This window comes from Kitasatospora sp. MY 5-36, assembly GCF_001182915.1.
Taxonomy (GTDB): domain Bacteria; phylum Actinomycetota; class Actinomycetes; order Streptomycetales; family Streptomycetaceae; genus Kitasatospora.
The window spans coordinates 1-22,131 of sequence record NZ_LFVW01000029.1; the positions used below are offsets into that span (position 1 = coordinate 1).

Here is a 22,131-nt window from a genome sequence, read left to right on the forward strand (position 1 = left end):
CTGGCCAGCTGGCGGGTGGCGGCGGCGGTCTTCTCGATCAGCGGGGCGATCTCCTCGAACGGCACCGCGAACAGGTCGTGCAGCACGAAGGCGACCCGCTCGGCCGGTGACAGCGACTCCATCACCACCATCAGCGCCAGCCCGACCGAGTCCGCGAGCATCACCTCCTGCTCCGGGTCCACCACGCCCTCGCGCCGCAGCAGCGGGTCCGGGATGCGCGGCGGGCCCGGCTCGCCGCCCGGCCCGGCGGGCTCCAGCGGCTCCTCGCGGCGCTGGGCGCGGGTGCGCAGCAGGTTCAGGCAGACCCGGGAGACCACCGTGGTCAGCCAGCCGCCGAGGTTGTCCACCCCGGCGGTGTCGGTCCGGTCGTAGCGGAGCCAGGCCTCCTGGAGGGCGTCCTCGGCCTCGCTGATCGAGCCGAGCATCCGGTACGCGACCGCGCGCAGGTGCGGGCGGTGCTCCTCGAAGAGCGCGGTCCGGGAGGATTCCCCGTCCACCTTCTCGTCCACGTGTCACATTCCTTCGTCGCCGGGGGTCAGGGCAGCAGGAGTCACCCAACAACGGCCGCGGCGGGGAGATCAACTCCCCTCCCGGGACGAATCGGAGACGGTCATGACGAAGAACACGGTGCTGGTCACCGGAGGTACCGGGACCCTGGGCCGGCAGGTGGTCCCGCTGCTGCGCGCGGCCGGGCTGCCGGTGCGGGTGCTCAGCCGGCGGGAGCGCCCGGACGCCGACGGCGTCGCGTACGTGCGCGGCGACCTGCTCGGCGACCCGGCGACGGCGGCCGCCCGGCTGGACGAGGCGCTGGCGGGCGTGGACACCGTGCTGCACCTGGCGGGCGGCCCCAAGGGCGACGACGTCGCCACCCGGCTGCTGGTCGCCGCCGCCCGGCGGGCCGGGGTGCGGCACCTGGTGTACATCTCGGTGATCGGCGCGGACCGGCTGCCGCTCGGCTACTTCCGGGCCAAGCACGCCGCCGAGCGGGCGGTGGCCGACTCGGGCCTGCCGTACACGGTCCTGCGGGCCGCGCAGTTCCACGACCTGGCGTTCACGGTGGCGGAGAAGACGGCCCGGCTGCCGCTCGTCCCGGCCCCCGGCGGGGTCCGCTGGCAGCCCGTGGACGTGCGGGAAGTCGCCGCCCGGCTAGTGGAGTTGGCGCTGGGTGAGCCGGCCGGGGCGGTGCCCGACCTGGCCGGCCCGACGGTGTACGCGATGGAGGAGCTGACCCGCGGCTACCTCGCGGCTCGAGGCCGCAGCCGCCGGCGGCTGCCGCTCCGGGTGCCGGGCAAGGTCGGGCGGGCGTACCGGGCGGGGGAGAACCTGGCCCCGGCGGGCGCCGACCACGGGCGGCGGACCTGGGAGGAGTACCTGGCGGAGCGGCTGGCGGCCTGACGGCTGCCCCGTCGTGGTCCGTGGGGTGGCCGCCGTGCCCCTCCTCGACGCCGTCCGCGCCGACTCCGCCGCCGCGCTCGGGCTCAGCGGCCCCCCGGCCGCCGTGCTCGGGCCCGACGTCCCCCGGCCTTCGGGGCCCTGGCGCGGCTGCGGGAGCTCGCGCTGGGCCCCGGGGCGTCGTACGCGCTGCTCAATGCCGAGGAGGGCAACGCCTACGAGCCGCTGTTCAGGCCCGGGCGGCTCCGGTGACGTCCTCGGTGGTCACCACCTTGGCGAAGCGCATCGCGTGCAGGGTGGCGGCCGTGGCGCGGGCGAGGTCGGCGGCCGGGATGGTGGTGCCGTCCGGGCCGGCCATGTCGAAGGAGTGCATGGCGTCGGTGGGGAAGATCGCGTCGTAGCCGAGGTTGCCGGCCATCCGGGCGGTGGTCTCGCAGCACACGTTGGTGATGATCCCGGTGACCACCACCTGCCGGGCGCCGCGCTCCTGCAGCCAGGCGTGCAGGTCGGGGGTGCCGTAGAAGGCGCTGTTGACGGTCTTGGTGACGTGCAGCGCCGGGGTGAGCCCGGCGACGAAGTCCTTCAGGTCGTGCCCCGGGGTGCCCCCGGCCAGCGGCGTGCCCGGGCCGTCGTGCTGCACGGTGACGATCGGGCGGTCGGTGTCCTGCCAGGCGGTGATCAGCTCGGCCATCCGCTGCTCGGCCTGCGGGTTGTCGCGGGGGCCGAAGGCGGGGGCCTCGAAGCCCTTCTGGACGTCGATGAGCAGCAGGACGGCGTCGGGGTCGAGGGCGAGGGGGGCGTCGAAGGCGTCGAGGTTCGTCATGCCGTCCATGGTGGTCGGCGGTACCGGGGAGGCGTGATGGGCGGAGATGCCGACCATCGATAGATTCCTGCCATGCGTACGGTGGGTTGCCTGATCTTCGACGGTGTCCGGGCCTTCGACTACGCCGTGATCGGCGAGGTGTGGGCGAACCGGGCCATCCGGCCCGGCCAGCCCCTCTTCGACCTGCGGGTCTGCGGGCCGGAGGGCGCCCGAGTGCGGCTGGGCGGCGGGCTGGAGCGGCTCCCCGACCACGCCCTGGGCGCGCTCACCGACTGCGACCTGGTGGTGGTGCCGGGCGTCGAGGACCCGGGGGCCCGGCACACCCCGGAGGTCCTGGGCGCCCTGCGGGCCGTCGCCGCGGCCGGCGTCCCGATCGCCTCGCTCTGCGCGGGCGCCTTCGTCCTCGCCGAGGCCGGCCTGCTGGACGGCCGCGAGGCCACCACCCACTGGGCGCTCGCCCCCGAACTCGCCCGCCGCTTCCCGGCGGTGACGGTCCGGCCGGAGGTGCTCTTCACCGGCGGCGACGGCCTGTGGACCTCGGCCGGCGTCGCGGCGGGCATCGACCTCTGCCTGCACCTCGTCCGCACCGCCCACGGCCAGCGGGCCGCCGCCACCATCGCCCGCGCCATGGTCACCGCGCCCTTCCGGGCGGGCGGCCAGAACCAGTTCCTGCCCTCCCCGGTCCCGGACGCCGCCGTCGGCGACGACCCGCTGGCCCGCCTCCGCGCCGAGGTCCTGGCCTCCCTCGACACCCCCTGGACGGTGCGCCGGATGGCCGCCGCCGCCCTGATGTCCGAACGCACCTTCGCCCGCCGCTTCACCGCCACCACCGGCACCACCCCGATGCGCTGGCTCCTCGACCAGCGCGTCCTCGCCGCCCAGCGCCTCCTGGAGGAGACCGACCTGCCCGTCGACACCGTCGCCACCCACTGCGGCTTCGCCTCCGCGGTCTCCCTGCGGCCGGTCTTCGTGGACCGGGTCGGCGTCGCCCCCCGCGAGTACCGCCGGGCCTTCCGCGGCCGCGAGGAGGGCTGAGCGGTTCGGACCGGTTGAACCGGGTGACGTCATCCGGGAGTTGATGGAGCGGTGGCGGGGCGGCGGGGGCCGGTCGCGGCGGAGAGGGCGAAGACCAGCAGGCCGAGGGCCGTCATGGCGGCGCCGGCGAGGTTGGTGAGGGGGAGGGCGGTGCCGGGGTGGGGGCCGCCGTGTTCGATGACGGCGGCGCCGAGCAGGGAGCCGAGGGTGATGCCCACGCCGAAGGCGGCGGTGTTGGCGGTGCCGACCAGGGCGGAGTCGCGGCCCGCGACCCGCAGGACGTAGGCCTGGGTCGGGGTGAGCAGGCCGAAGCCGCAGAAGCCGAGCAGGAAGAGGGTGGCCACGGCGGCGCCCTTGTGGTGGACGGTGGCGGTGAAGAGGGCGAGGGTGAGGGCGAGGGCCGCGAACAGGGCCGCCGTCGTCGGGACGAGGGCGCGGTCGGCGGCCCGGCCGGCCAGCCAGTTGCCCGCGACCAGCCCGGCGCCGTAGACGGCCAGCAGCCAGACCACGTCGCCCGTTCCGAAGCCGGTGACGGCGGTCAGCATCGGCTGGACGAAGGTGAAGGAGGCGAACAGCCCGCCGAAGCCGACGGCTGTCGCGGCGAGGGCCAGCCAGAGGCGGAGGTCCGCGAAGACGGCCAGTTCGGCGCGGAGCGAGGGCGCGGCGGAGGCGGGGGCGTCGGCGGGGGCGGTGTCCGTACGGGGGAGGAGCCGCAGCAGGCCGAGCAGTCCCGCCGCGCCGAACACGGCGACCAGCACGAACGCCCCGCGCCAGCCCCAGGCCTGCCCGGCCAGGGTGCCGATCGGCAGGCCGAGCACGTTGGCCAGGCTCAGCCCGGTGAACACCAGGGCGATCGCGGCTCCCCGCCGGGCCGTCGGGACGAGCCGGGAGGCCACGACGGAGGCGACGCCGAAGAAGGCGGTGTGGGTGCACCCGGTGAGGAAGCGGGTGGCCAGGAGCGGGCCGAAGGTCGGCGCGAGCGCCGAGGCGAGGTTGCCCGCCGTGAACAGCAGCATCAGCAGGACGAGCAGGCGCCGGCGGGGCATCCGCAGGGTGAGCAGGGCGAGCGCCGGACCGCAGGCCTGGCCGACGGCGTAGGCGGTGGTGACCAGCCCGGCGCGGGCGACGGTGACGTCGAAGTCGGTGGCGAGGGCGGTCAGCAGGCCGTTCGTGACGAACTCGGTGGTGCCGACGGCGAAGGCGCTGAGGGCGAGCGCGAGCAGGGCGGGGGGCATGGCGGTGGAGGGTCCTTGGCTGGGGCGGGGCCGGGGCGCGGCCGGACGGGGCCATGCTCCGGCGCCCCGCGCGCCCCCGGCCAGCCACCTGTCGTTCCTACTCCTCGGAGGGTCACCCACGGCGCTGGCCTGCGGAAACCTTCCGCCGTAGCCTCGGTGGGCATGGGAGCCAACAGCGAGCTGGGCGAGTTCCTGCGCCTGTGCCGCGCCGCCGTCACCCCGGCCGAACTGGACCTGCGCGTGCCGGCCGAGCACCGGCGGGTGGCCGGGCTGCGCCGGGAGGAGCTGGCCGGGCTGGCGGGCATCAGCGTCGCCTACTACACCCGGCTGGAGCAGGGGCGCAGCACCAACGCCTCGGACCAGGTGCTCGACGCGATCGCCCGCGTCCTGCGCCTGGACGCCACCCAGCGCACCCACCTGGGCGACCTCGCCCGCCGCCCGCCCCGGGCCGTACGGAGCCGCCCTCCGGTCGAGCAGCCGGACCCGCGCTCGGTGCACCTCCTCGCCTCGCTGGACCACGTGCCCGCCCTGCTGCTCGGCCGCCGCAACGACGTGCTCGCCTGGAACCGCCTCGGCCACGCGCTGCTCGCCGGACACCTCCCGTACGGGGCGCCGGACGATCCGGCCACCCGGCCGTCGATGAGCCGGCTGCTGTTCCTGGACCCGCGCACCCGCGCGCTCGAACGGGACTGGGAGCACTATGCCCGCACCCATGTCGGCTACCTGCGGCTGGTCGCCGGGCGGTACGGGGAGGACCGTGAGCTGGCCCGGCTGATCGGCGAACTCAGCATGAAGAGCCCGGAGTTCGCCGCCTGGTGGGCGGGCGGGAACGTGCGGGAGTGCACCTTCGGCAGCAGGACGCTGGACCATCCGGCGGTCGGGCCGCTGGAGGTGACGTACCAGGTGTGGCTCCAACCCGACCGGCCGGACCACCGGTTGGAGGTCTACACCCCCGGCCCGGACCCGGCCGCCGCGGCGGCGCTCGACGCGCTGGCGCGGTCGCGGCAGCCGTAGCGGCGGAGAAGGGGGAGGAGCCGACGGGGTGGCGGCCCTCAGCGCCGCCACCCCGTTGGCTTCTCGGCACGGGGCCCGTGGCGTGTTGAGCCAAACCCCACCTTGGGGTGAAGCCGGGTGGGGATTCCCGTGGGGACCGGTGCCGGTTCGGTGTGCGGCCGCCACTCCGGCCGCCACCCGGCGGCCGCGCACGGCGCGGTCCGGCGGGTGCGGTCCGGCGGGTGCGGGCCTTCAGGCCGTGGCGGCCGCGCGCAGCCGCTTCTTGTCCGGCTTGCCGACGGGCGTCAGCGGGATCTCGTCGACGAGGTGCAGCACCTCGGGGGCGAAGATCCGCCCCTTGCGCTCGGTGACGAACGCGCGGAGGGTGTCCAGGTCGGGCCGCTGCCCCGGGGCGGGGACGACGGCGACGTGGACGTGCTCCGCCTCCTGGTCGTCGCGGACGCCGAAGACGGCGCAGCGGGCGACCGCCGGGTGGGTGAGGAGGAGGTCCTCCACCTCGGAGGGGTAGACGTGGCCGCCGACCACGATGATCAGGTCCTTGACCCGGTCGGAGAGGTAGAGGTAGCCGTCCTCGTCGAAGTAGCCGACGTCCCCGGTGTTCAGCCAGCCGTCCCGGAGCACCGCGGCGGTGAGGTCGGGCCGCTTCCAGTACCCGGCCATGACGGCGTCGGAGCGCAGGTGGATCTCGCCCTGTTCGCCGGTCGGCAGGTCGGTGCCGTCGGCGGAGCGGATCGCCACCTCGACGCCCGGGACGGGACGGCCGACCGGGACCTGGCCGCCCGGGCGGATCCGGTCGTGCTCCTGCGGGGTGAGGAAGGAGATCAGCTGCGCCTCCGACATCCCGTAGAGGCCCACCAGGACCGGCCCGAAGACCTTGAGCGCCTCGCGGATCCGGGTCGGCGAGGCGGCGCTGCCCCCGTACCCGAGGAATCGCAGGCTGGACAGGTCGGTGCGGCCGATCGCCGGGTGGTCGAGCAGCTGGTGGAGCAGCGGCGGCAGCACCCAGAGGTCGGTGATGTGCTCGCGCTCGATGGCGGCCAGGACCGCGCCGGGCTCGAAGGAGCGCTGGAGGACCACCGTGCCGCCGTGATGGAGGGCCAGGTCGGCGAGGCCGCCGGCCAGGTGGGCGAGCGGGGTGGCGGCGAGGAAGCGGGGCGCGCCGTCGGCGGGGTCGCTGCCGACCGGGATGTCGAAGATGCGGCGGTGCGGCCCGTGCAGGCTGAGGATGCCCTTCGGGATGCCGGTGGTGCCGCCGGTGTGGCGGATGCTGACGTCGTCCTCCGGCCCGACCCGGACGTCCGGGGGTTCGGCGGGGCGGTGGGCGGAGGCGGCGATGGCGTCCTCGCCGAGGGCGGCGGGGTCGCCGCCGGGCCCGGGGCCGAGGGTGAGGACGGTCGGCACGTCGATCAGCGGGAGCAACTCGGCGGCCGCGGCGTACCGTTCGGCGTCCACGAGCAGCACGGTGGTGTCGACGCTCGCCGTGATCTCGGCCAGGACCGGGGTGCTCATGCCGTCGTACAGGTTCACCACCCGGGCGCCGGCGAGGCCCGCCGCGTACCGGGCGCTCAGGGCCTCGGGGGTGTTGCCGGTCAGCAGGGTCACGGTGGTGCCGAGGGCGGCGCCCCGGGCGATCAGCTCGTGGGCGAGGCGGTAGGTGGCGGCGGCGAAGTCGCCGGCGGTGATCTCGGCGCCGTCGGCGGTGACGATGGCCTGCCGGTCGGGATCGGAGGCGAGGGACTGGAGGATCAGAGCGGGACCGCTGACGAACTCCGCGTCGGGCATGGCTACTTCTTCCTTGTAGTTTGCAACCATGTCCACAGGCTAACCCCAACCTCCGCCCCTGGTCCGGGAACTGCCGAGGAGGGCCGAATGTGATCGTCCGTCACCCGGACAGGGGAATGATCGTGGGCGCGCGCCTGTTTCGGGGCGCACACCCGTTGAGGGGCCCGCGTGGTCAGAACGCCGCCGGGGGCCGGAGGGCGAGGTCGGTGGCGGTGGCCCAGTGCTCGGTCGCGGCGGTGACGATCGCGTAGCCGGGCTGGGAGGGGAGCCGGGAGATCAGGGCGCTGCGGCAGCCGTGGCTGCGGTGGACCTCGACGGGGACGGGGACGCCGTGGAGCCGGACCTCACCGGGGGTGGGCGGGCCGTCCGGCGGGGCGAGGTGGATGCGGGGGTCGAGGCGGTCCGAATTCGCCAGGAAGGTGGAGAGTTGGGACCGCGGGGTGGTGAGGGAGCCCACCCGGTGGCCGGACGGGACGGGGCGCGAGGTCTGGACGACGGCGACGAGTTCGCCGTCCAGGTGGTAGTTGAGGTCGAGGTGGCAGAGGTAGCCGTCGGAGGACAGCCGCCCCAGCAGGAAGCGCCACCCGCGCGGGGCGTCGCGGAGCACGGCGATCTGCTCGCCCCACTCCTCGGCGGTCTCGCGGTGCGTCGGTATGCGGATGCCGTGCGGGCGGGTGTCGCGGAACAAGGGCTCCCCCAACGGGCTGGTGGTGACCGGGCGTCGGCACGATGATCGCGCCGAGAGGGGCACCGCGGGAGGGGGAGACGACTTTTCGGCCGTTCGCCGCGTCGGCGGATTGCTTCGGGCCGGGGTGGGACAGAAGCTTCGGGGCGTCGGCTTCGGCGGCGTCGCGGGGACATCCGGGCAACGGCCCGGTGAACCGCGGTCGACGCTGGTCGAACGGCAGCGGCAACCGGACGGGGGACGGAACATGGGTCAGGGCGGTGTCGCGACGTTCCGTGCGGGGGCGGCGCGGCGCCCGGTCGGCCTAGGAAGACGGGCGCTAGCCGCGGCCCACGTACGGCATGGCGCTGGGCATGACCAGGACGGACTGGATGTTCACCCCGAGCGGCAGTCCGGCCATGGTCCGCACCATGTCGACCACGTGCCGCACGTCCATGGTCGGTTCGACCCGCCGTGAGCCGTCGGCCTGGAGGACGGCCGGCTGGGGGTGGTCGGGCGGGGTCACGTTCCCGATGTCGATCTGGCCGCAGGAGATGTCGTGGCGGCGGCCGTCCAGGGACAGCGAGCGGGTCAGCCCGGCCACCGCGTGCTTGGCGGCGGTGAAGGCGGCGGAGTCCGGGCGGGGCGTCTGTGCGGAAGGCGCGCCGTTGTTGATGATCCGTCCGCCGCGCGGGGTCTGACGCTTCATGATCCGGAAGGCCGCGCGCGAGCAGAGGAAGGTGCCGGTGGCGATGGAGTCCATCACGCGGTGCCAGTCCTCGACGGCCACGTCCTCGGTCGGGGTGTACGGCATGACGTCGGCGGCGTTGTTGAACAGGAGGTCCAGCCGTCCGAACCGTTCCTCGACGAACTCGAACAGGCCGTCCACGGCCACCGGGTCGGTGATGTCGGCGGTGAAGGGGACGGCGCGGTCCCGGTCGGCGGGGGCGGCAAGCCCGGCCGTCTCCGCGAGCGGCTCCTTGCGGCGGCCGACCAGGACCACCGTCCAGCCGTCCGCCAGCAGGCCCAGCGCGCTCGCCCGCCCGATGCCGCGCCCCGCCCCGGTGACGACCGCCGTCCGCTCCGCCATGCCCCACGTCCCCTCTGCTCCGCTCTGCTCTGCTCGCGATGCCGTCCGGCAGGAACCCGTCCCGACGAAGGGCACCCCGAGCGTGCCCGGACAACCCTCGACCAAACAGGAGTCGCACATGAATGGCCGTAACCCGGCGGCGCAGTCGAACGGCCGCGGCCCGGCGCACGTGGATGTCCCCGGCCCGGTACCGGGCCGGACCGACGGCAGCCGGCAGTGGTTCGAGCGGGCCAAGGAGTCGCTGGCGGGCGGCGTCAGCTCCTCCGCCCGGCTGACCTCGACCGGCCCCGACCCCTACCCGCTCTACCTGGTGGGCGGTTCGGGCGCGCGGGTCCGGGACGTCGACGGCAACACGTACGTGGACTACCTCGCCGGCTACGGGAGCGCGGTGCTGGGCCACGCCGACCGGCAGCTTGCCGAGGCGCTCGGTGCCGTCCTGGGCGCCGGCACGATGTTCGGCACCTGCAACACGGTGGAGGTCGAACTCGCCGAGCTGATCCGGGAGATGGTGCCCTGCGCGGAACTGGTCCGGTTCGCCAACTCGGGCAGCGAGGCGGTGCAGGGGGCGGTGCGGGCCGCCCGCGGGTACACCGGGCGGTCCAAGGTGCTCAAGTTCGAGGGCCACTACCACGGTTGGTCGGACACCCTGGCCGTCTCCAACCGGCCCGACGTCGCCGAGGCCGGGCCGTACGGCGCGCCGCGCTCCGTGCCCCACTCGGCCGGCATCCCGGCCGGTGTCGTCGGCGACGTCGTGGTCTGCCCGTGGAACGACCCGGGGGCGCTGCGCGCGGTCCTGGACGCCCACCGGGGCGAACTCGCCGCCGTCGTCTGCGAACCGATCGTCGCCAACAACGCCTGCACCATGCCCGCGCCGGGATACCTGGCGCTGCTGCGGGAGGAGTGCACGGCGCGCGGCATCGTGCTGGTCTTCGACGAGGTCTGCACCGGCTTCCGCACCGGCCCCGGCGGCGCCCAGGCGCTGTTCGGGGTCGTGCCGGACCTCGCCGTCTACGCCAAGGCGCTCGGCGGGGGCCTGCCGATCGCGGCCTTCGCGGGGCGGCGCGAGGTGATGGAGCCGGTGGCCGAGGGACGGGTGAAGCACGGCGGCACGTACAACGCCTCGCCGCTGTCCGCGACGGCCTCGCTGGTGACGCTGCGCAGGCTGAACCGGCCGGACACCGTGAAGCACGTCGAGGAGAGCGGCCGACGGATCATGGAGGCCGTCCGGCGGGCCGCCCGGGACCGGGGCGTCCCCTGCGTGGTCCAGGGGGTGGGGGCGATGTTCCAGGTGGTGTTCACCGCCGACGGCGAGCCGACCCGGCACTACCGGGACCTGCTCCGCAGCGACCAGGCCCGTTACCACGCGTTCCGCCACGAGCTGCTCCGCCGGGGGATCCACGTCAACGCGTACGGGATGGCCTGCTGGTTCGTCTCGGCCGCCGTGACGGAGGACGACCTGGACGAGACCTGCGAGGCCGTGGGGGGCGCGTTCCGCACCCTGTGAGCCGGCGCTGTTGTGCGCGGGAAGTCGGCGGGTCCGACTTCCCGCGCGCGGCCGGGCGGAGGCGGGCGGGTGCACCGGTGACTGTCGGAGGCGGGTCGTACACTCGCGCGCGGCAAGGGAGTTCCGGGAAACCGGAGTTGACCGGCGTACGAGGGGGACTGTTCCATGGCGATGTTCGTGCTGATCCACGGCGCGGCTGCCGATTCCTGGTGCTGGGAGCCGCTGGCGGCCGAGCTGCGGGGGCGGGGCCACGAGGTGGTCGCGCCGGACCTGCCGTGCGAGGACGACACGGCCGGGCTGGCCGAGTACGCGGACGCGGCGGTGGCGGCGGTGTCGTCGTCGGATGCGTCGGCGGCGGCTTCTGAACGGCCGACCGGAGACCGGCCGGGCCCGCTCGTGGTCGTCGCGCACTCCTTCGGCGGCTTCACCGGCCCGCTGGTGTGCGCCCGGCTGCCGGTGGACCTGCTGGTCATGCTCCAGGCCCAGGTGCCGGCGCCGGGGGAGACGCCGGGCGCGTGGTGGGAGAACACCGGCTACCCGGAGGCCCGCCGCGAGTCCGACCACGGCAGGGGCGTGGCGGAGGGCGCGGAGGAGGACGAGCGCGCCCTCTTCCTGCACGACACCCCGCCCGCCCTGGCCGAGGAACTCCTCACCGAGCACGAGCGACGCCAGTCGGCCACGCCGTTCGGGACACCGTGGCCGCTGGAGGCCTGGCCACAGGTGCCGACCAGGTTCCTGCTGGCCACCGGCGACCGGTTCTTCCCGCCCGCCTTCCTGCGCCGGCTCGTCCAGGACCGGCTCGGCTTCCGGCCGGACGAGATGCCGGGCGACCACCTCCCGATGCTCGGCCACCCGGAAGAGCTGGCCGAGCGGCTGGAGGCCTACCTGGCGGCGCTGTAGCCGGGTCGCATCGCGCGGAAGGTCGGCGGCGCGTGAACGCCGTCAGTCGGGGGCGGTCAGTCAGTCGGGGTTCTGTACGACCTTGATGGACTGCAGCTGGGCCGGCGTCAGTTGGGCCTCGGTGAGGCCGCGCTTGGTGAAGCGCGCGCGGGAGAGGTCGGCGCCGGCGAAGGAACAGCCGCTCAGCACCGCGCCGGTGAGGTCCGCGCTGGCGAGCTTGGCGTGGTCGAAGTGGCAGTTCGTCAGGACGGCCCACTTGAAGCTGGTCTCGCTCAGGTCGGCGTGGCGGAAGTCGGCGCCCGAGGCCTTGCATCCCCGCAGCCTGGCCTGGGGGGCCGAGGCGCCCACCAGCTCCGTTCCCGTGAGGACGGCGCCGGACAGGTTCGCGTCCGGGATCCTGGTGTCCACCATGGTCGTGCCGGAGAGATCGCACCGGGTGAGGTCGGCCGAGGTGAGATCGGCGGAGTCCAGGTCGACACCGGTGAGGGTCGCCTCCACGAGTCGGGCGTCTCCCAGCTGCGCGTACTCCAGGGAACTGCCCGACAACAGGCTCGAACTCAGGTTGGCCCGCCACAGCCGGGCCCCGTCCCAGACCAGGTTCCGGAGATCGAGCCGCGAAAGGTTGAAGTGGCCGCCGGAATACCGCTCGGGCAGACGGCCCAGGATCAGCACCGCCACCTGGACGTCCTCGGCCGGATCCGGCTCCGGGCTGGTGGAACCCCCGAGTGGGCGGGCCTCCCGGAGGAAGTCGCGCAGCATCGACGGCCAGGACGGCTCGGTGGCCTCCTGGTCCTGCGGCGGGGTGCGCCAGGCGAGCCGTTCCAGGCGGTAGAGGGCGGCGATGCGGCGCTCCGGGTCGGTGGACCGGAGCTCCTCCCGTAGCGCCGCATCCGTGGTGCCCGCCTTGGGGGGTGGCGCCGGCACGTCCCGTTCCGCGTCGTCGGCGGCCAGCCAGAGCCGGTGGAAGCGTTCGACCTCGTCTTCCGGGTCCGGCTTCTGCCGCCCGACGGCGGTGCCGGCCAGGTACCGGACCATGGACTCCACCCGCGCCCAGGCGGGTACGGCCACGCCGTGCAGCAGTTGGCTCGCGGTGTCGTGGCTCACCGTCGTCGGCAGCTCGTCGCGCTGCTTGATGCCGAGGGAGATCTCGCGGAGGCTGGGTTTGCCCGCGCCCCGGTACAGCCCGTGCAGGGCTTCGACCAGGTCCCTGCGTGGCCCGGGCGGGAGCTTCTCGCTGGTCGGAATGACGATTCCCGCCAAGGCCGCGCTACCCCTCGATGGACTGTCAGATTTCGTCCGTAACTGTCGGTCCATCATGAAGTGGCGGGGCGGTTCTGTCAGTTGAACGCGGGTTCCTGGCGGCAGGCCTCCGGTTTCATCCGGTCTCATCGACCGGGCGCGGTGCTGCCTCCGTCCGCCGCCAGGGTTGATCCAGGCCGTGAGAGGCGGCCGTCCCGAGGGATGAGGAGGAGCGCGATGTTCGAGCACGGTCGGCCCGGTGGGGCGGGACGGAGTGGCGAGGTGGCCGGACGGCGCCGTCGGTGGCGGGTCGTCCGGCGCACCGTCGCCCTGTACTTCGTCCGGGGCATGGCCACGGCGGCGGGCGGCGCCACCGTGACCGGCCTGCTCGCCTGGCTGGTCGCCCAGCGGGGCTAGTCCGGCGCCGCACTAGCGCTGGAAGACCACTTCCGGATTGTCCGGCGAGGGGCCGTCCAGCAGCGGACCGTCGATCCCCTTCAGCGTCCGGTCGAAGAACGCCGTCACGTACTCGCGGGTGATCTCCACCCCGCGTGCCGGGGAGAGGGGCGGCGCCGGGAACCCGGCCTGCTCGTGCAGCAGGTCCAGGTCGCTGAAGCTGAAGTGGTCGGCGCCGGCGACCGTCAGCCACTTCTTGTAGCCGCCGAGGGCGTCCCAGGCCTGCCCCCACGTGGTGTCGCCGCCACCGGCCGGGTGGTTGTCGGGCGAACCCAGCATGAGGAACGGCCGGTTGATCTGGCCGGGCGTCGGGACCGGCTTGAAGGCGCCGTCCATGTTCACGCCGGCCCGTACGCGCGGGTCGGCGACCATCGCGGCGGAGGCCGCCGCTCCGCCGATGGAGTGTCCGGCCATGCCGATCTCGTGCTTGTCGATGAGGTGTGCCAGGCGCCACGCGGTATTGCCGTGCGTCAACTGGTCGATCAGGAAGGACACGTCCCGCGCGCGGTTGGTGGGGATGGAGTCGATCCGCGACGGGTCGCCGCAGATCGCGCACGGCGTCGTCTGGCCGTCCGCCAGCGTCTCGCCGCTGTCCTCGTAGGTGTCGCCGACGAGCGCGACGACGTAGCCGTGACTGGCCAGGTCGGTCGCGAGCGCGGTGAGCGTGACGCGCGGGTCCTCGTACGCGGGTGAGAGGACCACCAGCGGATACTTGCCGGGCTGCGGCCGCGCGCCGTCGAAGGCGTGCGTGGTGACGCCGGCGATGGTCTGTGGGGTGATGCCGGAGCTCGCCGGCAGGTTCTGCCGCTGGACGATTCCGGTTGCCTCGCCGAGGGACATGTAGGGGGCCGGGGTCCCCGTCCCGGGGACGGCCGGGTAGACCATGGTGACGGCCAGTTGGCGGGGGCCGGATGACGGCACCCACGGGTCGAGGCGGCTCGTGTCGGTGAGGTGGATGACGTCCTCGCCGGCGGCGTAGGGGCCGGTCGGCGCGGGGAGCGCGCCCTGGAAGGTCCGCGCGGGCGCGGCGGCCGCGGCCGGTGCGGTGTCGAACGCGCGCGTGGCTACCGGTGCGGCCACCGGTGCGGCCGACGGTGCGGCCGTGGCGGCGAACCCGGCGCCGGTTCCGGTGGCGAGGGCGGCGAGCGTCAGCACCGCGACTGCGCTGATACGGCGATTGCGTCTCATGGGACAGACGCTAGGGTCCCGAGGCTCCGTGTCGGATCAACCCGTCGAGGTAACCGTCCTGTTGTCGTTCGTAGCCCCCACGGGGTACCGGGTCATACGCCGGGGCTACGTCGTGCGGCGCGGGGCTCCCTTGGTCGGCTCGTGGGGCCCCACCGCCGGTTCGAGCAGCGAGAGCGTCCGCTGCCGCGCGTCGAGGCCGACACGGACGCCGACCGGCATCGGCAGGTTCGGGCCGGCGTGCCCGAAGTCGACGTTGCCCAGGACCGGGATGTCACGGTCCCCGAGGACGTCGAGGACGATCTCGCGCAGGGTCGGGGACGCGCCGGGTTCGAGGCCGCCGATCTCGCGCGGGACGCCCACGACCATGCCGGCGATCCGGTCGAGGATGCCGCTGTGCCGCATCACGTGCAGGTAGCTCCACACGTACGAGGCCAGGCCGCCCATCTCCTCCCAGAACAGCACCGCGCCGTCGAACCGTTCGAGCGGCAGCGCGAAGGGCGTCGCCTGCGCCAGCACGATCCGGTTGATCAACCCGCCGATCAGCGGCCCTTCGACACGGCCGGGACGCCAGCACTCCCATGACGGGCTCGCGGGCAGTGCGCCGATCGCCTCGGTGCCGGTCAGCAACCTGGCGTAGAGCGCCTCGAGTTCAGCCTGGCGCGCCGCGGGCGCGGACCGCCAGTGTCCGCCGAAGCCGGGGACGGCCATGTCGGCGTGGAACCCGACCAGGCCCGTGCGCGCGTGGAGCACCAGGTGCAGCAGGGAGATGTCGCTGTAGCCGAGGATCGGTTTGGGGTCGGCCCTGATCGCCTCGACGTCGATCAGGTCGAGGTAGCCGAGCGCCGTCTGGCCGCCGTCACTGGCGACGATCGCGCGCACCTCGGGATCGCGCAGGAGGGCGTTGAGCTCCCCGGCGATCTCCGCCGGCGTGGCCGCGCTCCACCAGTGGCGGCGGCCCGCTTCGAGGAGCGGAGCCCGGCGCACCCGGAATCCCATCCGCTCCAGCACGGCCACCGTCCGCTCGACGTTGGGCTCGTACGCGGGCGGCAGCGGACCGGACAGCGCGGCGATGACGACGAGGTCTCCGGGCGCCAGGGCACGCGGTCGAAGCAGTCGAGGCGGTGCGGAACCAGTCATGGCGCCAGTGTCGCCGCCGCCGTCGGCGGGGTCACCCGACTTTCGCCGGAAGGGTTCTGCCACCACCCCCGCCGTTCGGACGGGCGTCGCGGCACGCCCAAGCCGCCCGTCCGGAGCTGGGGGGGAGACGTTCGCGGCTGGCCAGAGCCCCACCGGGCCGTCGGAACGGCCGAGTTCGGCCCGGTACCCGGTCGGCCCACCCCGGGGTGCCGTCCGGAGGACGGGTGGAGAGAGTGGGGCCAGGTGTTCGCGGTCGCCTCGGGACCGCCAGGTCACGAGAGGGTGAGCATGGGCAGCACGCTCAGGGCAAGGTGCGCGAGGTTCACTGTAGTTGTGGGGGCCGCCGCGTTGGCCGTGGCCGTGCAGGCGGGTCCTGCGGCCGCGATCGAGGGTGGCGCGTCTGCCCAGCTGGACGAGTTTCCTTGGATGGCACTGCTTAACTACACGACCTCCTCGGGCAACTCGTTCCGCTGCGGTGGCTCGCTCATCGGGAACAGGTACGTCGTGACCGCAAGCCATTGCCTGCGGAACGCCCAAGGCTCCACCGTCAGGCTCGGTTCGACCCGGCTGGACTCGGGCGGGACGACGGTGGGTGTCAGCCGCGTGGTCACGTATCCCGGATTCGACCCCTCGACGATGGACAACGACATCGCTGTCCTCCAGCTGGCCACGCCCGTTCCCGCCGGGGTGGCGGCGTCGGTCGCGCTGCCATCCCAGGGCAGCGATCCTGCGGCCGGTACCACCGCGGAGCTCTCGGGCTGGGGTGCGACGAGCCCGCTGTCCGCCGCTCCGTCGCCGGACCTGCTGCACTCGGCGGTGGCTGTGGAGAGCCGAACCCTGTGCCAGTCCGAGAACGCCGGGCACCCGGTCGGCCTGGACCAGCTCTGTGCCGAGCGGCCGGGTGAGAGCGCCTGCGAGGGAGACGGCGGCGACCCGCTCGTGGCCGGTGGCGTCCTCCTCGGCATCCAGTCCTTCCACCGTGACGCCCTCCTGCTCGATCCTGGGCACTGCCGGGCCGCCACCAGCCCGGACGTCTACACCAACGTCGGCCAGTACACGGACTGGATCAACAGCGTGGTCTCCGCCGGGTAGGTCGGGCTGCGGGTTCGAGAGGGCGTCCGCCGCGACGGACGCCCTTCTCGGTGTTGGCGTTGGTGCCGCGTCGGCGAGGGCCGGCGAAGGCGATCCCCAGGAGCCGACGCAGGAAGTCGGCGGGGCCGACTTCCTGTGCGCGAGGGAGTGGCGGGGGCGGAGCAGGCGGGCTGTCGCATTGCGGCGCTCTAGAACGAGGACTCCTGGAAGGACTCCCGCTCCCGGCGTCCACCGCCCGCGCGCGAGAAGTCGGACCGGCCGACTTCTCGCGCGCGGGGCTGGCCCGTCAGGGCGTGGGTTCGGCTTCGCGGAGTCCGCGGAACACCGCGGGGGTCGTCCAGCCGCGCAGTGCGGCGTGGATCGTCGACTTGAACGCGGCCCGTGCGGTGGGGGCGTCGAGGGCCCCGGCGAGTTCGAGGGTGACGAGCCCGTGCAGGGTCACCCAGAGCGAGAGGGCGATCGAGGGTGCCGGGCCGTCGAGGACGGACTCCGCGACGGCCCGGTCGATCGCGGCGGTGAGCGGTCGGACGGGGTCGCTGGTGCCGACGGTGTCCGACGGCTCGAAGGACTGCACCCCGCCGAACAGCACCGTGTACAGGTGGCGGTGTTCGAGCCCCCAGTGCCGGTAGGCCGTGGCGAGGGCGTAGATGTCGGCGAGGGGGTCCGCGGAGGCGGGTACGTCCGCGACGGCGCGGAACAGGCCGGCGACGGCCTGGTCGCGGACGGCCGCGATCAGGCCGTCCTTGCCGCCGAAGAGGGAGTACACCGCCGTCGTCGAGGTCCCGGCGGCCGCCGCCACGGCCCGGACCGTGACGGTCTCCTGCGGGCGGGTGGCGAGCCATTCGGTCGCGCACGCCACGAGCCGCTCTCCGACGGTCTCGTCGTTCGTCTTCGGCCTTCCCATGACGGGGAGCCTACCGCCTTTGATAACGCCGTTTTGAAACAGCGTTACGAAACAAGGAGGGCTCCACCTTGTCCACGTTCGCCCTGCCCGCGACCCTCTTACGCCGCGCCGCCCGCTCGCTGTCGGCCCTGGCCGCCGTCGTGGCGTCGGTCCTCGCCTTCCTCGCCCTGGTCGTCCTCACGGACGGCGCGGGCTCGGGGCTCGCCGCCTGGCTGCCGGTCCTCGCGGGCGGGACCGCCCTCGCGCTGTGGCGGAGCCGGAGCCGGGACCGGGAGCGGGACCGGGGCCGGAGCCGCGCCCGGGCGGCCCGGCTCGTGCCGTTCCTGCCGGTGGTCGTCGCGGCGGCGCTGACGGCGCCGGTCTGCGTCCCGACCGTGCCCACGGCCCGGCAGTACCCGCCGGACCTGCCGTTCGTGGCCACGGAGCACTGGAGCCTGGACACCGGCAGCAGCGTCGCGGTGTACCACTACCCGCCCGCCGGGCCCGGCCCCCGGCACCCCGTCCCGCTCGTGTACCTCAACGGCGGTCCGGTGCGCGGCATTTCGCTGCTCGACCACCGGTTCCTGCAACTCCTGGCGGGGCAGGGCTACGACGTCTACGCCTACGAGCAGCCCGGCGGCGGACGCAGCGGCCTGCTCCCCATGGACCAGTACACGGCCGACCGGTCGGTCCGCGACCTCGGCGCCTTCGTCGACCGCCTGGGCGCGGGCGCGGTCGACGTCCTCGGGTTCTCGTCGGGCGCGGTCGTGCTCACCCGGGCCCTGGCCGATCCCGGAACCGCCGCGCGCGTGCACCGGGCGGTCATCGCCGAACCCGGCCCGATGGACGGCCCCACCGCGCGGACCGCCGGGCACCAGGGCCGCGAATCCGCGCGCGGCCTCGCCCCGGACCCGACCGGGCCGCGATCGACGCACGTCCCCCGGTACGCCGTGGCGTTCGGCCTCATGCGGCTCGGACTCCTCAGCCCCGGCACCGGGCTGATCGGACAGGCCGAGGGCGACAACGCCTTCACCGCCGCCGACCTGGGCGGCGACACCGCATCCGCCTACTGCGCGCGCGACGCGCACCGCATCCCCGTCGAGGACAGCGCGCGGAACTTCTCCTTCAGCCCCGCCGCCAGCCTCCGCGTCCAGCGGACGGTCAGGGACTCGGCGTCCATCGCACCGCAGTTGGGGCGGTCCCGGACCCCCGCGATGCTGATGATCGCCGAGTGCTCCTCGCAGGTCCGTCAGTGGGCGACCGCCGTCCTCGCCGCCGACCCCGCGATCCAGCGCACCCAGTTCATGCCGGGGGTCGGGCACCACATGTGGAACGGCCTCGACGGCAACAACGACCGGGCCGCGGCCGTGATCGGCGCGTTCCTCCAGGAACAGCCGGCGCCCCTGCCGAACTCCCCGACCCGCGAGGGCATTCCGGCCTTCCTACGCGACCACGAGTGACGGCCCGGCAGCCGCGTACGGGGTGGACCGCCGGCGGCCGTGCTGCGAGAGGCCGTGCCGCACAGGAAGTCGGCGGGGCCGACTTCTCGTGCGGGGCGGGGTGATCGGCGGGCGGCCGCCGGGGCGCGGCCGCCGTGCCGGGGATGTCACCCGATGCGGTGAATTGTGTGCAAACCCCGATGGCACCTAGAGTCCAAGGACTGGTGTTCGTGCGCCGGCGGCGGGTGAGGCTGCCCGCCTCTGACGTGCCGCTAGCCGGGTGCGACGACGCCAAGTCCCTTATCCGAAAGGAATATCCATGAGTGACACTCTGTACGCTGGCAATGAACTCGGTCTCGGCCAGTCCCTGACCGGCGGTGCCTACACGCTGACCCTTCAGGGGGACGGGAACCTGGTGCTCTCCGAGCCGGGCGCCGTCGTGTGGGCGACCGAGACCCAGAACCAGGGCGTCGAGCGGGCCGTGCTCCAGGAGGACGGCAACTTCGTGCTCTACAAGGGCGACGGTGCGGCGTGGTCCACCGGGACCGACGGCCAGGACGTCGACCGCCTGGTCGTGCAGGCCGACCGCAACGTGGTGCTGTACGCCCGGGACGGCGGGGCGCGGTGGGCGACGGACACCAACACCGATTTCCCCCTCGCCGCCGAGGCCCCGGTCTCGGCTCCGGCTCCGGTCGCGGAGCCGGAGCCGGTCCCGACCCCGGAGCCCGTCGCGGTGCAGACCTACACCGTCGAGCCCGGGGACTCCCTGTGGGCCGTGGCCGAGCGCTTCTACGGTGACGGCAGCCGCTACCTGGAGATCGCGCAGGCCAACGGCATCGACGACCCGGACCTGGTGAACGTCGGTCAGGTGCTGACGATTCCGTAATCGTGCGGTCCGGGCGTCCGCGCCCGGGCTCCTCGCCCTGATCACCGGATCGTCGATTCGGTGTGCCGGTGACCGGCTCGTGGGAAGTCGGCCCCGCCGACTTCCCACGCAGGGCGTTCAGGTGCGGGCTGCCTGGGTGCGGCAGTGGGAGAGGGCGTACTTGATGCGGCTGTCGGGGCCGGGGGCAGCGGTGAGGAGTTCGCCGGCGGTGACGAGCGTGGCCCAGTACAGGGCGGGGTCGCCGGTGCGGGGCATGGGATGGGCGGCGGCCAGGGAGAGGTAGGCCGTGGTGAGGTTGCCGGTGGTGAACCAGCGCTGGAGGCCGTGCCGGTGGCCGGGACGGAGGCTGCCGTGGGCGTCGATGGCGGCCAGGAAGTGTTCGACGACGGTGAGTTCGGTGTCGGTGAGCGACTTGGGGACGTCGAAGACACCGAGGGCTTCGAGGAGTTCACCGGTGTCGTTCTCGGAGTCCGGGCGGGGGTTCGAGAGCAGGGCGTCGTAGCACTCGGCCAGGCGGCGGCTGGTCTCGGCGAGGGGGATGTCGAGGGCGAGGCAGACGGCGCGCGCGACGGGCAGGGGCGAGTGGCCCAGGCGGGCGATCAGGGCGAAGGCCGCGGCCGGGGTGGCACCCCGGGAGAGGGCGTGCCGGGCCAGGGTCGTGAGGTGCATGGGGGTTCGGGCTTTCAGGCGAGGGTGGGGGCGGGCGCGGGGGCGACGAGGACCCAGACGAACTTGCCGATGCCGTCGGGACGGGAGGTGCAGCCCCAGCGTTCGGCAAGCTTGTTGACGAGGAACAGGCCGCGCCCGTGCTCGTCGCAGGCGGTGGGGGTGTGGAGGGACGGCAGGCCGCTGCCGGCGTCGTGGACCTCCAGCCGCAGGCGGGAGTTGATCAGGGCGATGCGGATCTCGATGTGGCGGTCGTCCGGCGCGTCGGAGTGCTGGACGGCGTTGGCGAACAGCTCGCCGAGGAGCAGCTCGGCGGTGTCCGAGTAGCGGTCGCCGGAGGGCAGCCCGGAGAGGTACGCGCGGAGCAAGTAGCGCGCCAAGGGCGCGGATTCGGCGCGGGAGTCGAGGTGCGCGACGAACGCGCGGGGCCGACGGGGCGAGAGCATGGGGGAGCACCTCACGGGGGCGGAGGGGGTGTGAAGGGGGCGCGCGATGTAACGCTATGCATGCAAAAGATTGCATTCCGGCATCAATGATGAGGGTGTCGGAGTTACGGTTGCGACCAAAACGGAGTACGGAGATCCGTGGCACCTAAGGGGGAAACACGTGGCACATCGGCGCCTTGGGCTCGAGCCGACGGCGAACCCGGCGGAGATGTTCGGCGAAGCGCTCCGCTTCGCGCGTGAGCGAGCCGGCTACACCCAGGAGCAGCTGGGGAAGCTCCTGAGCTTCTCCCGCACGGTGATCACCCGGTTCGAGGGTGGGAGGAGGTCGATGGACCGGGAGACCGTCGAGAGGGCTGACGAAATCCTGGCCATGGGGGGCTTGCTGGTCCGGCTGTGGGAGCGGGTGGACTGGCAGGCGGACATCGAAAGCGCGGACTGGTTCGAGAAGTTCATGGAACTGGAGGACGAAGCGCTGGCGATTCGGGTGCTTCAGTACTCTCGGATCAATGGCTTGTTGCAGTGCGAGGAGTACGTCCGCGCGATGTTCGCGACTGGAAACGCGCGCAACAATCCGAAGTTGCTAGCCGAGCGGATTGAGACCCGGCTGATGCGGCAGCACCGCTTCCTGGTCGCTGATGGGCCGACCCTCATGGTGGTGCTCGATGAGGCTGCCATTCGTACGGTCTTCGGAGGGCCGGGTGTGATGAGGCGGCAGATGGAGCATCTTCTCGCGGTGACGGAGCAGTCGAACATCGTGGTCGAGGTGATGCCGTTCGGCAGTGCGATGCCAGTTGCGCCATCTGCCTCGCTGGTGCTGATGCTGATGCCGGACGGCAGGGAGTGGGTGTACTCGGAGAGCCTGTATCGCGGGCACTTCAGCGACGCCCCGTCGGTTGTCGAGCAGTCCAGGCGGGACTTCGACATGATGCGCGGCGGTGTACTCTCGCCAGGAGAAACCAGGGCCCTGATCGCCGATGCGATGGAGGAGTACCGTTTTGCAGAACGTCGATCTGAGAAAGGCTGCTTGGAGCAAGAGCAGCTACAGCACGGGCGACGCGGGCGAGTGCATCGAGGTGGCCCTTGGCTTCCTGCCCGGCGCCGTCCCGGTGCGTGACTCCAAGGACCCCGGCGGCCCCTCCCTCCTCTTCCCCGACTCCTCCTGGAACGCCTTCGTCGCGGCGGTCCGGGCTGGCGAGTTGCCGATCGAGGGCTGAGCCACCCCTCCACATCCCTCCCTCGGGGCGGGGCGCCAACTGGCCC

The 22,131-nt window shown here is 73.6% G+C and carries 23 protein-coding genes; 11 read left to right on the plus strand and 12 right to left on the minus strand.

Features of this window, described 5'->3' with window-relative positions; all coding sequences use genetic code 11:
• A partial coding sequence (locus AE652_RS02280; RefSeq protein WP_234348187.1) for a sigma-70 family RNA polymerase sigma factor occupies nt 1-509 on the minus strand: 509 nt, incomplete at its 3' end.
• Nucleotides 510-612: 103 nt separating this feature from the next.
• Between AE652_RS02280 and AE652_RS02285 the strand changes: the two genes are divergently transcribed.
• On the plus strand, nt 613-1,395 hold the full coding sequence (locus AE652_RS02285) for an SDR family oxidoreductase (protein WP_049649372.1): 783 nt from the start codon (nt 613-615) through the stop codon (nt 1,393-1,395).
• Nucleotides 1,396-1,621: 226 nt separating this feature from the next.
• Here the strand turns inward: AE652_RS02285 and AE652_RS02290 are convergent, their stop codons facing one another.
• Complete coding sequence (locus AE652_RS02290; protein ID WP_310593173.1) at nt 1,622-2,272, minus strand: cysteine hydrolase family protein; 651 nt, start codon at nt 2,270-2,272, stop codon at nt 1,622-1,624.
• A gap of 15 nt (nt 2,273-2,287) precedes the next feature.
• Here AE652_RS02290 and AE652_RS02295 point away from each other — a divergent pair, with 15 nt between their 5' ends.
• The gene (locus AE652_RS02295; protein ID WP_049649373.1) at nt 2,288-3,250 is read left to right on the plus strand and encodes a GlxA family transcriptional regulator; all 963 of its coding nucleotides are present in this window, start codon (nt 2,288-2,290) and stop codon (nt 3,248-3,250) included.
• A gap of 29 nt (nt 3,251-3,279) precedes the next feature.
• Here the strand turns inward: AE652_RS02295 and AE652_RS02300 are convergent, their stop codons facing one another.
• Nucleotides 3,280-4,485: an MFS transporter gene (locus AE652_RS02300; RefSeq protein WP_049649374.1), complete on the minus strand. Its 1,206-nt coding sequence runs from the start codon at nt 4,483-4,485 to the stop codon at nt 3,280-3,282.
• Between the two features lie 162 nt (nt 4,486-4,647).
• Between AE652_RS02300 and AE652_RS02305 the strand changes: the two genes are divergently transcribed.
• Nucleotides 4,648-5,499 carry a helix-turn-helix domain-containing protein gene (locus AE652_RS02305; RefSeq protein WP_049649375.1) on the plus strand — a complete coding sequence of 284 codons (852 nt, stop codon included), beginning with the start codon at nt 4,648-4,650 and terminating at the stop codon, nt 5,497-5,499.
• Between the two features lie 231 nt (nt 5,500-5,730).
• Here AE652_RS02305 and AE652_RS02310 read toward each other — a convergent pair whose 3' ends face one another.
• The 3 genes from AE652_RS02310 to AE652_RS02320 all read right to left on the minus strand — a co-directional run bounded on the left by AE652_RS02310 (nt 5,731) and on the right by AE652_RS02320 (nt 9,035).
• Nucleotides 5,731-7,311 (minus strand): AMP-binding protein, encoded by a 1,581-nt coding sequence (locus AE652_RS02310; protein ID WP_234348188.1) that lies wholly within the window; start codon nt 7,309-7,311, stop codon nt 5,731-5,733.
• 142 nt (nt 7,312-7,453) lie between these two features.
• On the minus strand, nt 7,454-7,981 hold the full coding sequence (locus AE652_RS02315; protein ID WP_159028323.1) for a hypothetical protein: 528 nt from the start codon (nt 7,979-7,981) through the stop codon (nt 7,454-7,456).
• Between the two features lie 304 nt (nt 7,982-8,285).
• A complete protein-coding gene (locus tag AE652_RS02320; RefSeq protein WP_049649378.1) occupies nt 8,286-9,035 on the minus strand; it encodes an SDR family oxidoreductase in 750 nt (249 codons plus the stop codon).
• Nucleotides 9,036-9,153: 118 nt separating this feature from the next.
• On the opposite strand from AE652_RS02320, the gene AE652_RS02325 reads away from it, so the two are divergent.
• On the plus strand, nt 9,154-10,539 hold the full coding sequence (locus AE652_RS02325; protein ID WP_049649379.1) for an aspartate aminotransferase family protein: 1,386 nt from the start codon (nt 9,154-9,156) through the stop codon (nt 10,537-10,539).
• Between the two features lie 165 nt (nt 10,540-10,704).
• Entirely contained in the window at nt 10,705-11,439 is a 735-nt protein-coding gene (locus AE652_RS02330; protein ID WP_049649380.1) for an alpha/beta fold hydrolase, read from the plus strand.
• 60 nt (nt 11,440-11,499) lie between these two features.
• Here AE652_RS02330 and AE652_RS02335 read toward each other — a convergent pair whose 3' ends face one another.
• Entirely contained in the window at nt 11,500-12,699 is a 1,200-nt protein-coding gene (locus tag AE652_RS02335; RefSeq protein WP_049649381.1) for a pentapeptide repeat-containing protein, read from the minus strand.
• Between the two features lie 216 nt (nt 12,700-12,915).
• On the opposite strand from AE652_RS02335, the gene AE652_RS46105 reads away from it, so the two are divergent.
• Complete coding sequence (locus tag AE652_RS46105) at nt 12,916-13,095, plus strand: hypothetical protein (protein WP_147409168.1); 180 nt, start codon at nt 12,916-12,918, stop codon at nt 13,093-13,095.
• 12 nt (nt 13,096-13,107) lie between these two features.
• On the opposite strand, the gene AE652_RS02340 is transcribed toward AE652_RS46105, so the two are convergent.
• Both AE652_RS02340 and AE652_RS02345 read right to left on the minus strand, forming a co-directional pair.
• Entirely contained in the window at nt 13,108-14,322 is a 1,215-nt protein-coding gene (locus AE652_RS02340; RefSeq protein ID WP_063780029.1) for an acetylhydrolase, read from the minus strand.
• A gap of 105 nt (nt 14,323-14,427) precedes the next feature.
• The gene (locus tag AE652_RS02345; protein WP_049649382.1) at nt 14,428-15,459 is read right to left on the minus strand and encodes an LD-carboxypeptidase; all 1,032 of its coding nucleotides are present in this window, start codon (nt 15,457-15,459) and stop codon (nt 14,428-14,430) included.
• A gap of 426 nt (nt 15,460-15,885) precedes the next feature.
• Between AE652_RS02345 and AE652_RS02350 the strand changes: the two genes are divergently transcribed.
• On the plus strand, nt 15,886-16,551 hold the full coding sequence (locus AE652_RS02350) for a serine protease (protein WP_159028324.1): 666 nt from the start codon (nt 15,886-15,888) through the stop codon (nt 16,549-16,551).
• Between the two features lie 286 nt (nt 16,552-16,837).
• Here the strand turns inward: AE652_RS02350 and AE652_RS02355 are convergent, their stop codons facing one another.
• Nucleotides 16,838-17,455 carry a TetR-like C-terminal domain-containing protein gene (locus AE652_RS02355; protein ID WP_049649384.1) on the minus strand — a complete coding sequence of 206 codons (618 nt, stop codon included), beginning with the start codon at nt 17,453-17,455 and terminating at the stop codon, nt 16,838-16,840.
• 68 nt (nt 17,456-17,523) lie between these two features.
• On the opposite strand from AE652_RS02355, the gene AE652_RS02360 reads away from it, so the two are divergent.
• Nucleotides 17,524-18,894: an alpha/beta hydrolase gene (locus tag AE652_RS02360; RefSeq protein WP_234348189.1), complete on the plus strand. Its 1,371-nt coding sequence runs from the start codon at nt 17,524-17,526 to the stop codon at nt 18,892-18,894.
• Between the two features lie 298 nt (nt 18,895-19,192).
• Nucleotides 19,193-19,759, plus strand: a complete 567-nt coding sequence (locus AE652_RS49145) for a LysM peptidoglycan-binding domain-containing protein (RefSeq protein ID WP_049649385.1) — start codon at nt 19,193-19,195, stop codon at nt 19,757-19,759.
• Nucleotides 19,760-19,876: 117 nt separating this feature from the next.
• Here AE652_RS49145 and AE652_RS02370 read toward each other — a convergent pair whose 3' ends face one another.
• Both AE652_RS02370 and AE652_RS02375 read right to left on the minus strand, forming a co-directional pair.
• On the minus strand, nt 19,877-20,428 hold the full coding sequence (locus AE652_RS02370; protein ID WP_049649386.1) for a hypothetical protein: 552 nt from the start codon (nt 20,426-20,428) through the stop codon (nt 19,877-19,879).
• Between the two features lie 14 nt (nt 20,429-20,442).
• Nucleotides 20,443-20,871, minus strand: coding sequence for an ATP-binding protein (locus AE652_RS02375; RefSeq protein ID WP_053111938.1), 429 nt, complete (start codon nt 20,869-20,871; stop codon nt 20,443-20,445).
• A gap of 160 nt (nt 20,872-21,031) precedes the next feature.
• Between AE652_RS02375 and AE652_RS47810 the strand changes: the two genes are divergently transcribed.
• Together AE652_RS47810 and AE652_RS49405 are read left to right on the plus strand one after the other, a co-directional pair.
• Nucleotides 21,032-21,985 (plus strand): helix-turn-helix transcriptional regulator, encoded by a 954-nt coding sequence (locus AE652_RS47810; RefSeq protein ID WP_063780030.1) that lies wholly within the window; start codon nt 21,032-21,034, stop codon nt 21,983-21,985.
• Nucleotides 21,945-22,085, plus strand: coding sequence for a DUF397 domain-containing protein (locus AE652_RS49405; RefSeq protein WP_369808254.1), 141 nt, complete (start codon nt 21,945-21,947; stop codon nt 22,083-22,085). The genes AE652_RS47810 and AE652_RS49405 overlap by 41 nt, the downstream gene beginning before the upstream one ends.
• The last annotated feature ends 46 nt before the right edge of the window (nt 22,086-22,131 follow it).

Coding starts and splice junctions, on each gene's coding strand:
- AE652_RS02370 (WP_049649386.1), bottom strand. CDS start 20,428: ATGCACCTCACGACCCTGGCCCGGCACGCCCTCTCCCGGGGTGCCACC.
- AE652_RS02285 (WP_049649372.1), top strand. CDS start 613: ATGACGAAGAACACGGTGCTGGTCACCGGAGGTACCGGGACCCTGGGC.
- AE652_RS02310 (WP_234348188.1), bottom strand. CDS start 7,311: ATGGTTGCAAACTACAAGGAAGAAGTAGCCATGCCCGACGCGGAGTTC.
- AE652_RS02325 (WP_049649379.1), top strand. CDS start 9,154: ATGAATGGCCGTAACCCGGCGGCGCAGTCGAACGGCCGCGGCCCGGCG.
- AE652_RS02375 (WP_053111938.1), bottom strand. CDS start 20,871: ATGCTCTCGCCCCGTCGGCCCCGCGCGTTCGTCGCGCACCTCGACTCC.
- AE652_RS02295 (WP_049649373.1), top strand. CDS start 2,288: ATGCGTACGGTGGGTTGCCTGATCTTCGACGGTGTCCGGGCCTTCGAC.
- AE652_RS02350 (WP_159028324.1), top strand. CDS start 15,886: ATGGCACTGCTTAACTACACGACCTCCTCGGGCAACTCGTTCCGCTGC.
- AE652_RS02300 (WP_049649374.1), bottom strand. CDS start 4,485: ATGCCCCCCGCCCTGCTCGCGCTCGCCCTCAGCGCCTTCGCCGTCGGC.
- AE652_RS02355 (WP_049649384.1), bottom strand. CDS start 17,455: ATGGGAAGGCCGAAGACGAACGACGAGACCGTCGGAGAGCGGCTCGTG.
- AE652_RS02330 (WP_049649380.1), top strand. CDS start 10,705: ATGGCGATGTTCGTGCTGATCCACGGCGCGGCTGCCGATTCCTGGTGC.
- AE652_RS02305 (WP_049649375.1), top strand. CDS start 4,648: ATGGGAGCCAACAGCGAGCTGGGCGAGTTCCTGCGCCTGTGCCGCGCC.
- AE652_RS02340 (WP_063780029.1), bottom strand. CDS start 14,322: ATGAGACGCAATCGCCGTATCAGCGCAGTCGCGGTGCTGACGCTCGCC.
- AE652_RS02320 (WP_049649378.1), bottom strand. CDS start 9,035: ATGGCGGAGCGGACGGCGGTCGTCACCGGGGCGGGGCGCGGCATCGGG.
- AE652_RS02345 (WP_049649382.1), bottom strand. CDS start 15,459: ATGACTGGTTCCGCACCGCCTCGACTGCTTCGACCGCGTGCCCTGGCG.
- AE652_RS02290 (WP_310593173.1), bottom strand. CDS start 2,272: ATGGTCGGCATCTCCGCCCATCACGCCTCCCCGGTACCGCCGACCACC.
- AE652_RS49145 (WP_049649385.1), top strand. CDS start 19,193: ATGAGTGACACTCTGTACGCTGGCAATGAACTCGGTCTCGGCCAGTCC.
- AE652_RS46105 (WP_147409168.1), top strand. CDS start 12,916: ATGTTCGAGCACGGTCGGCCCGGTGGGGCGGGACGGAGTGGCGAGGTG.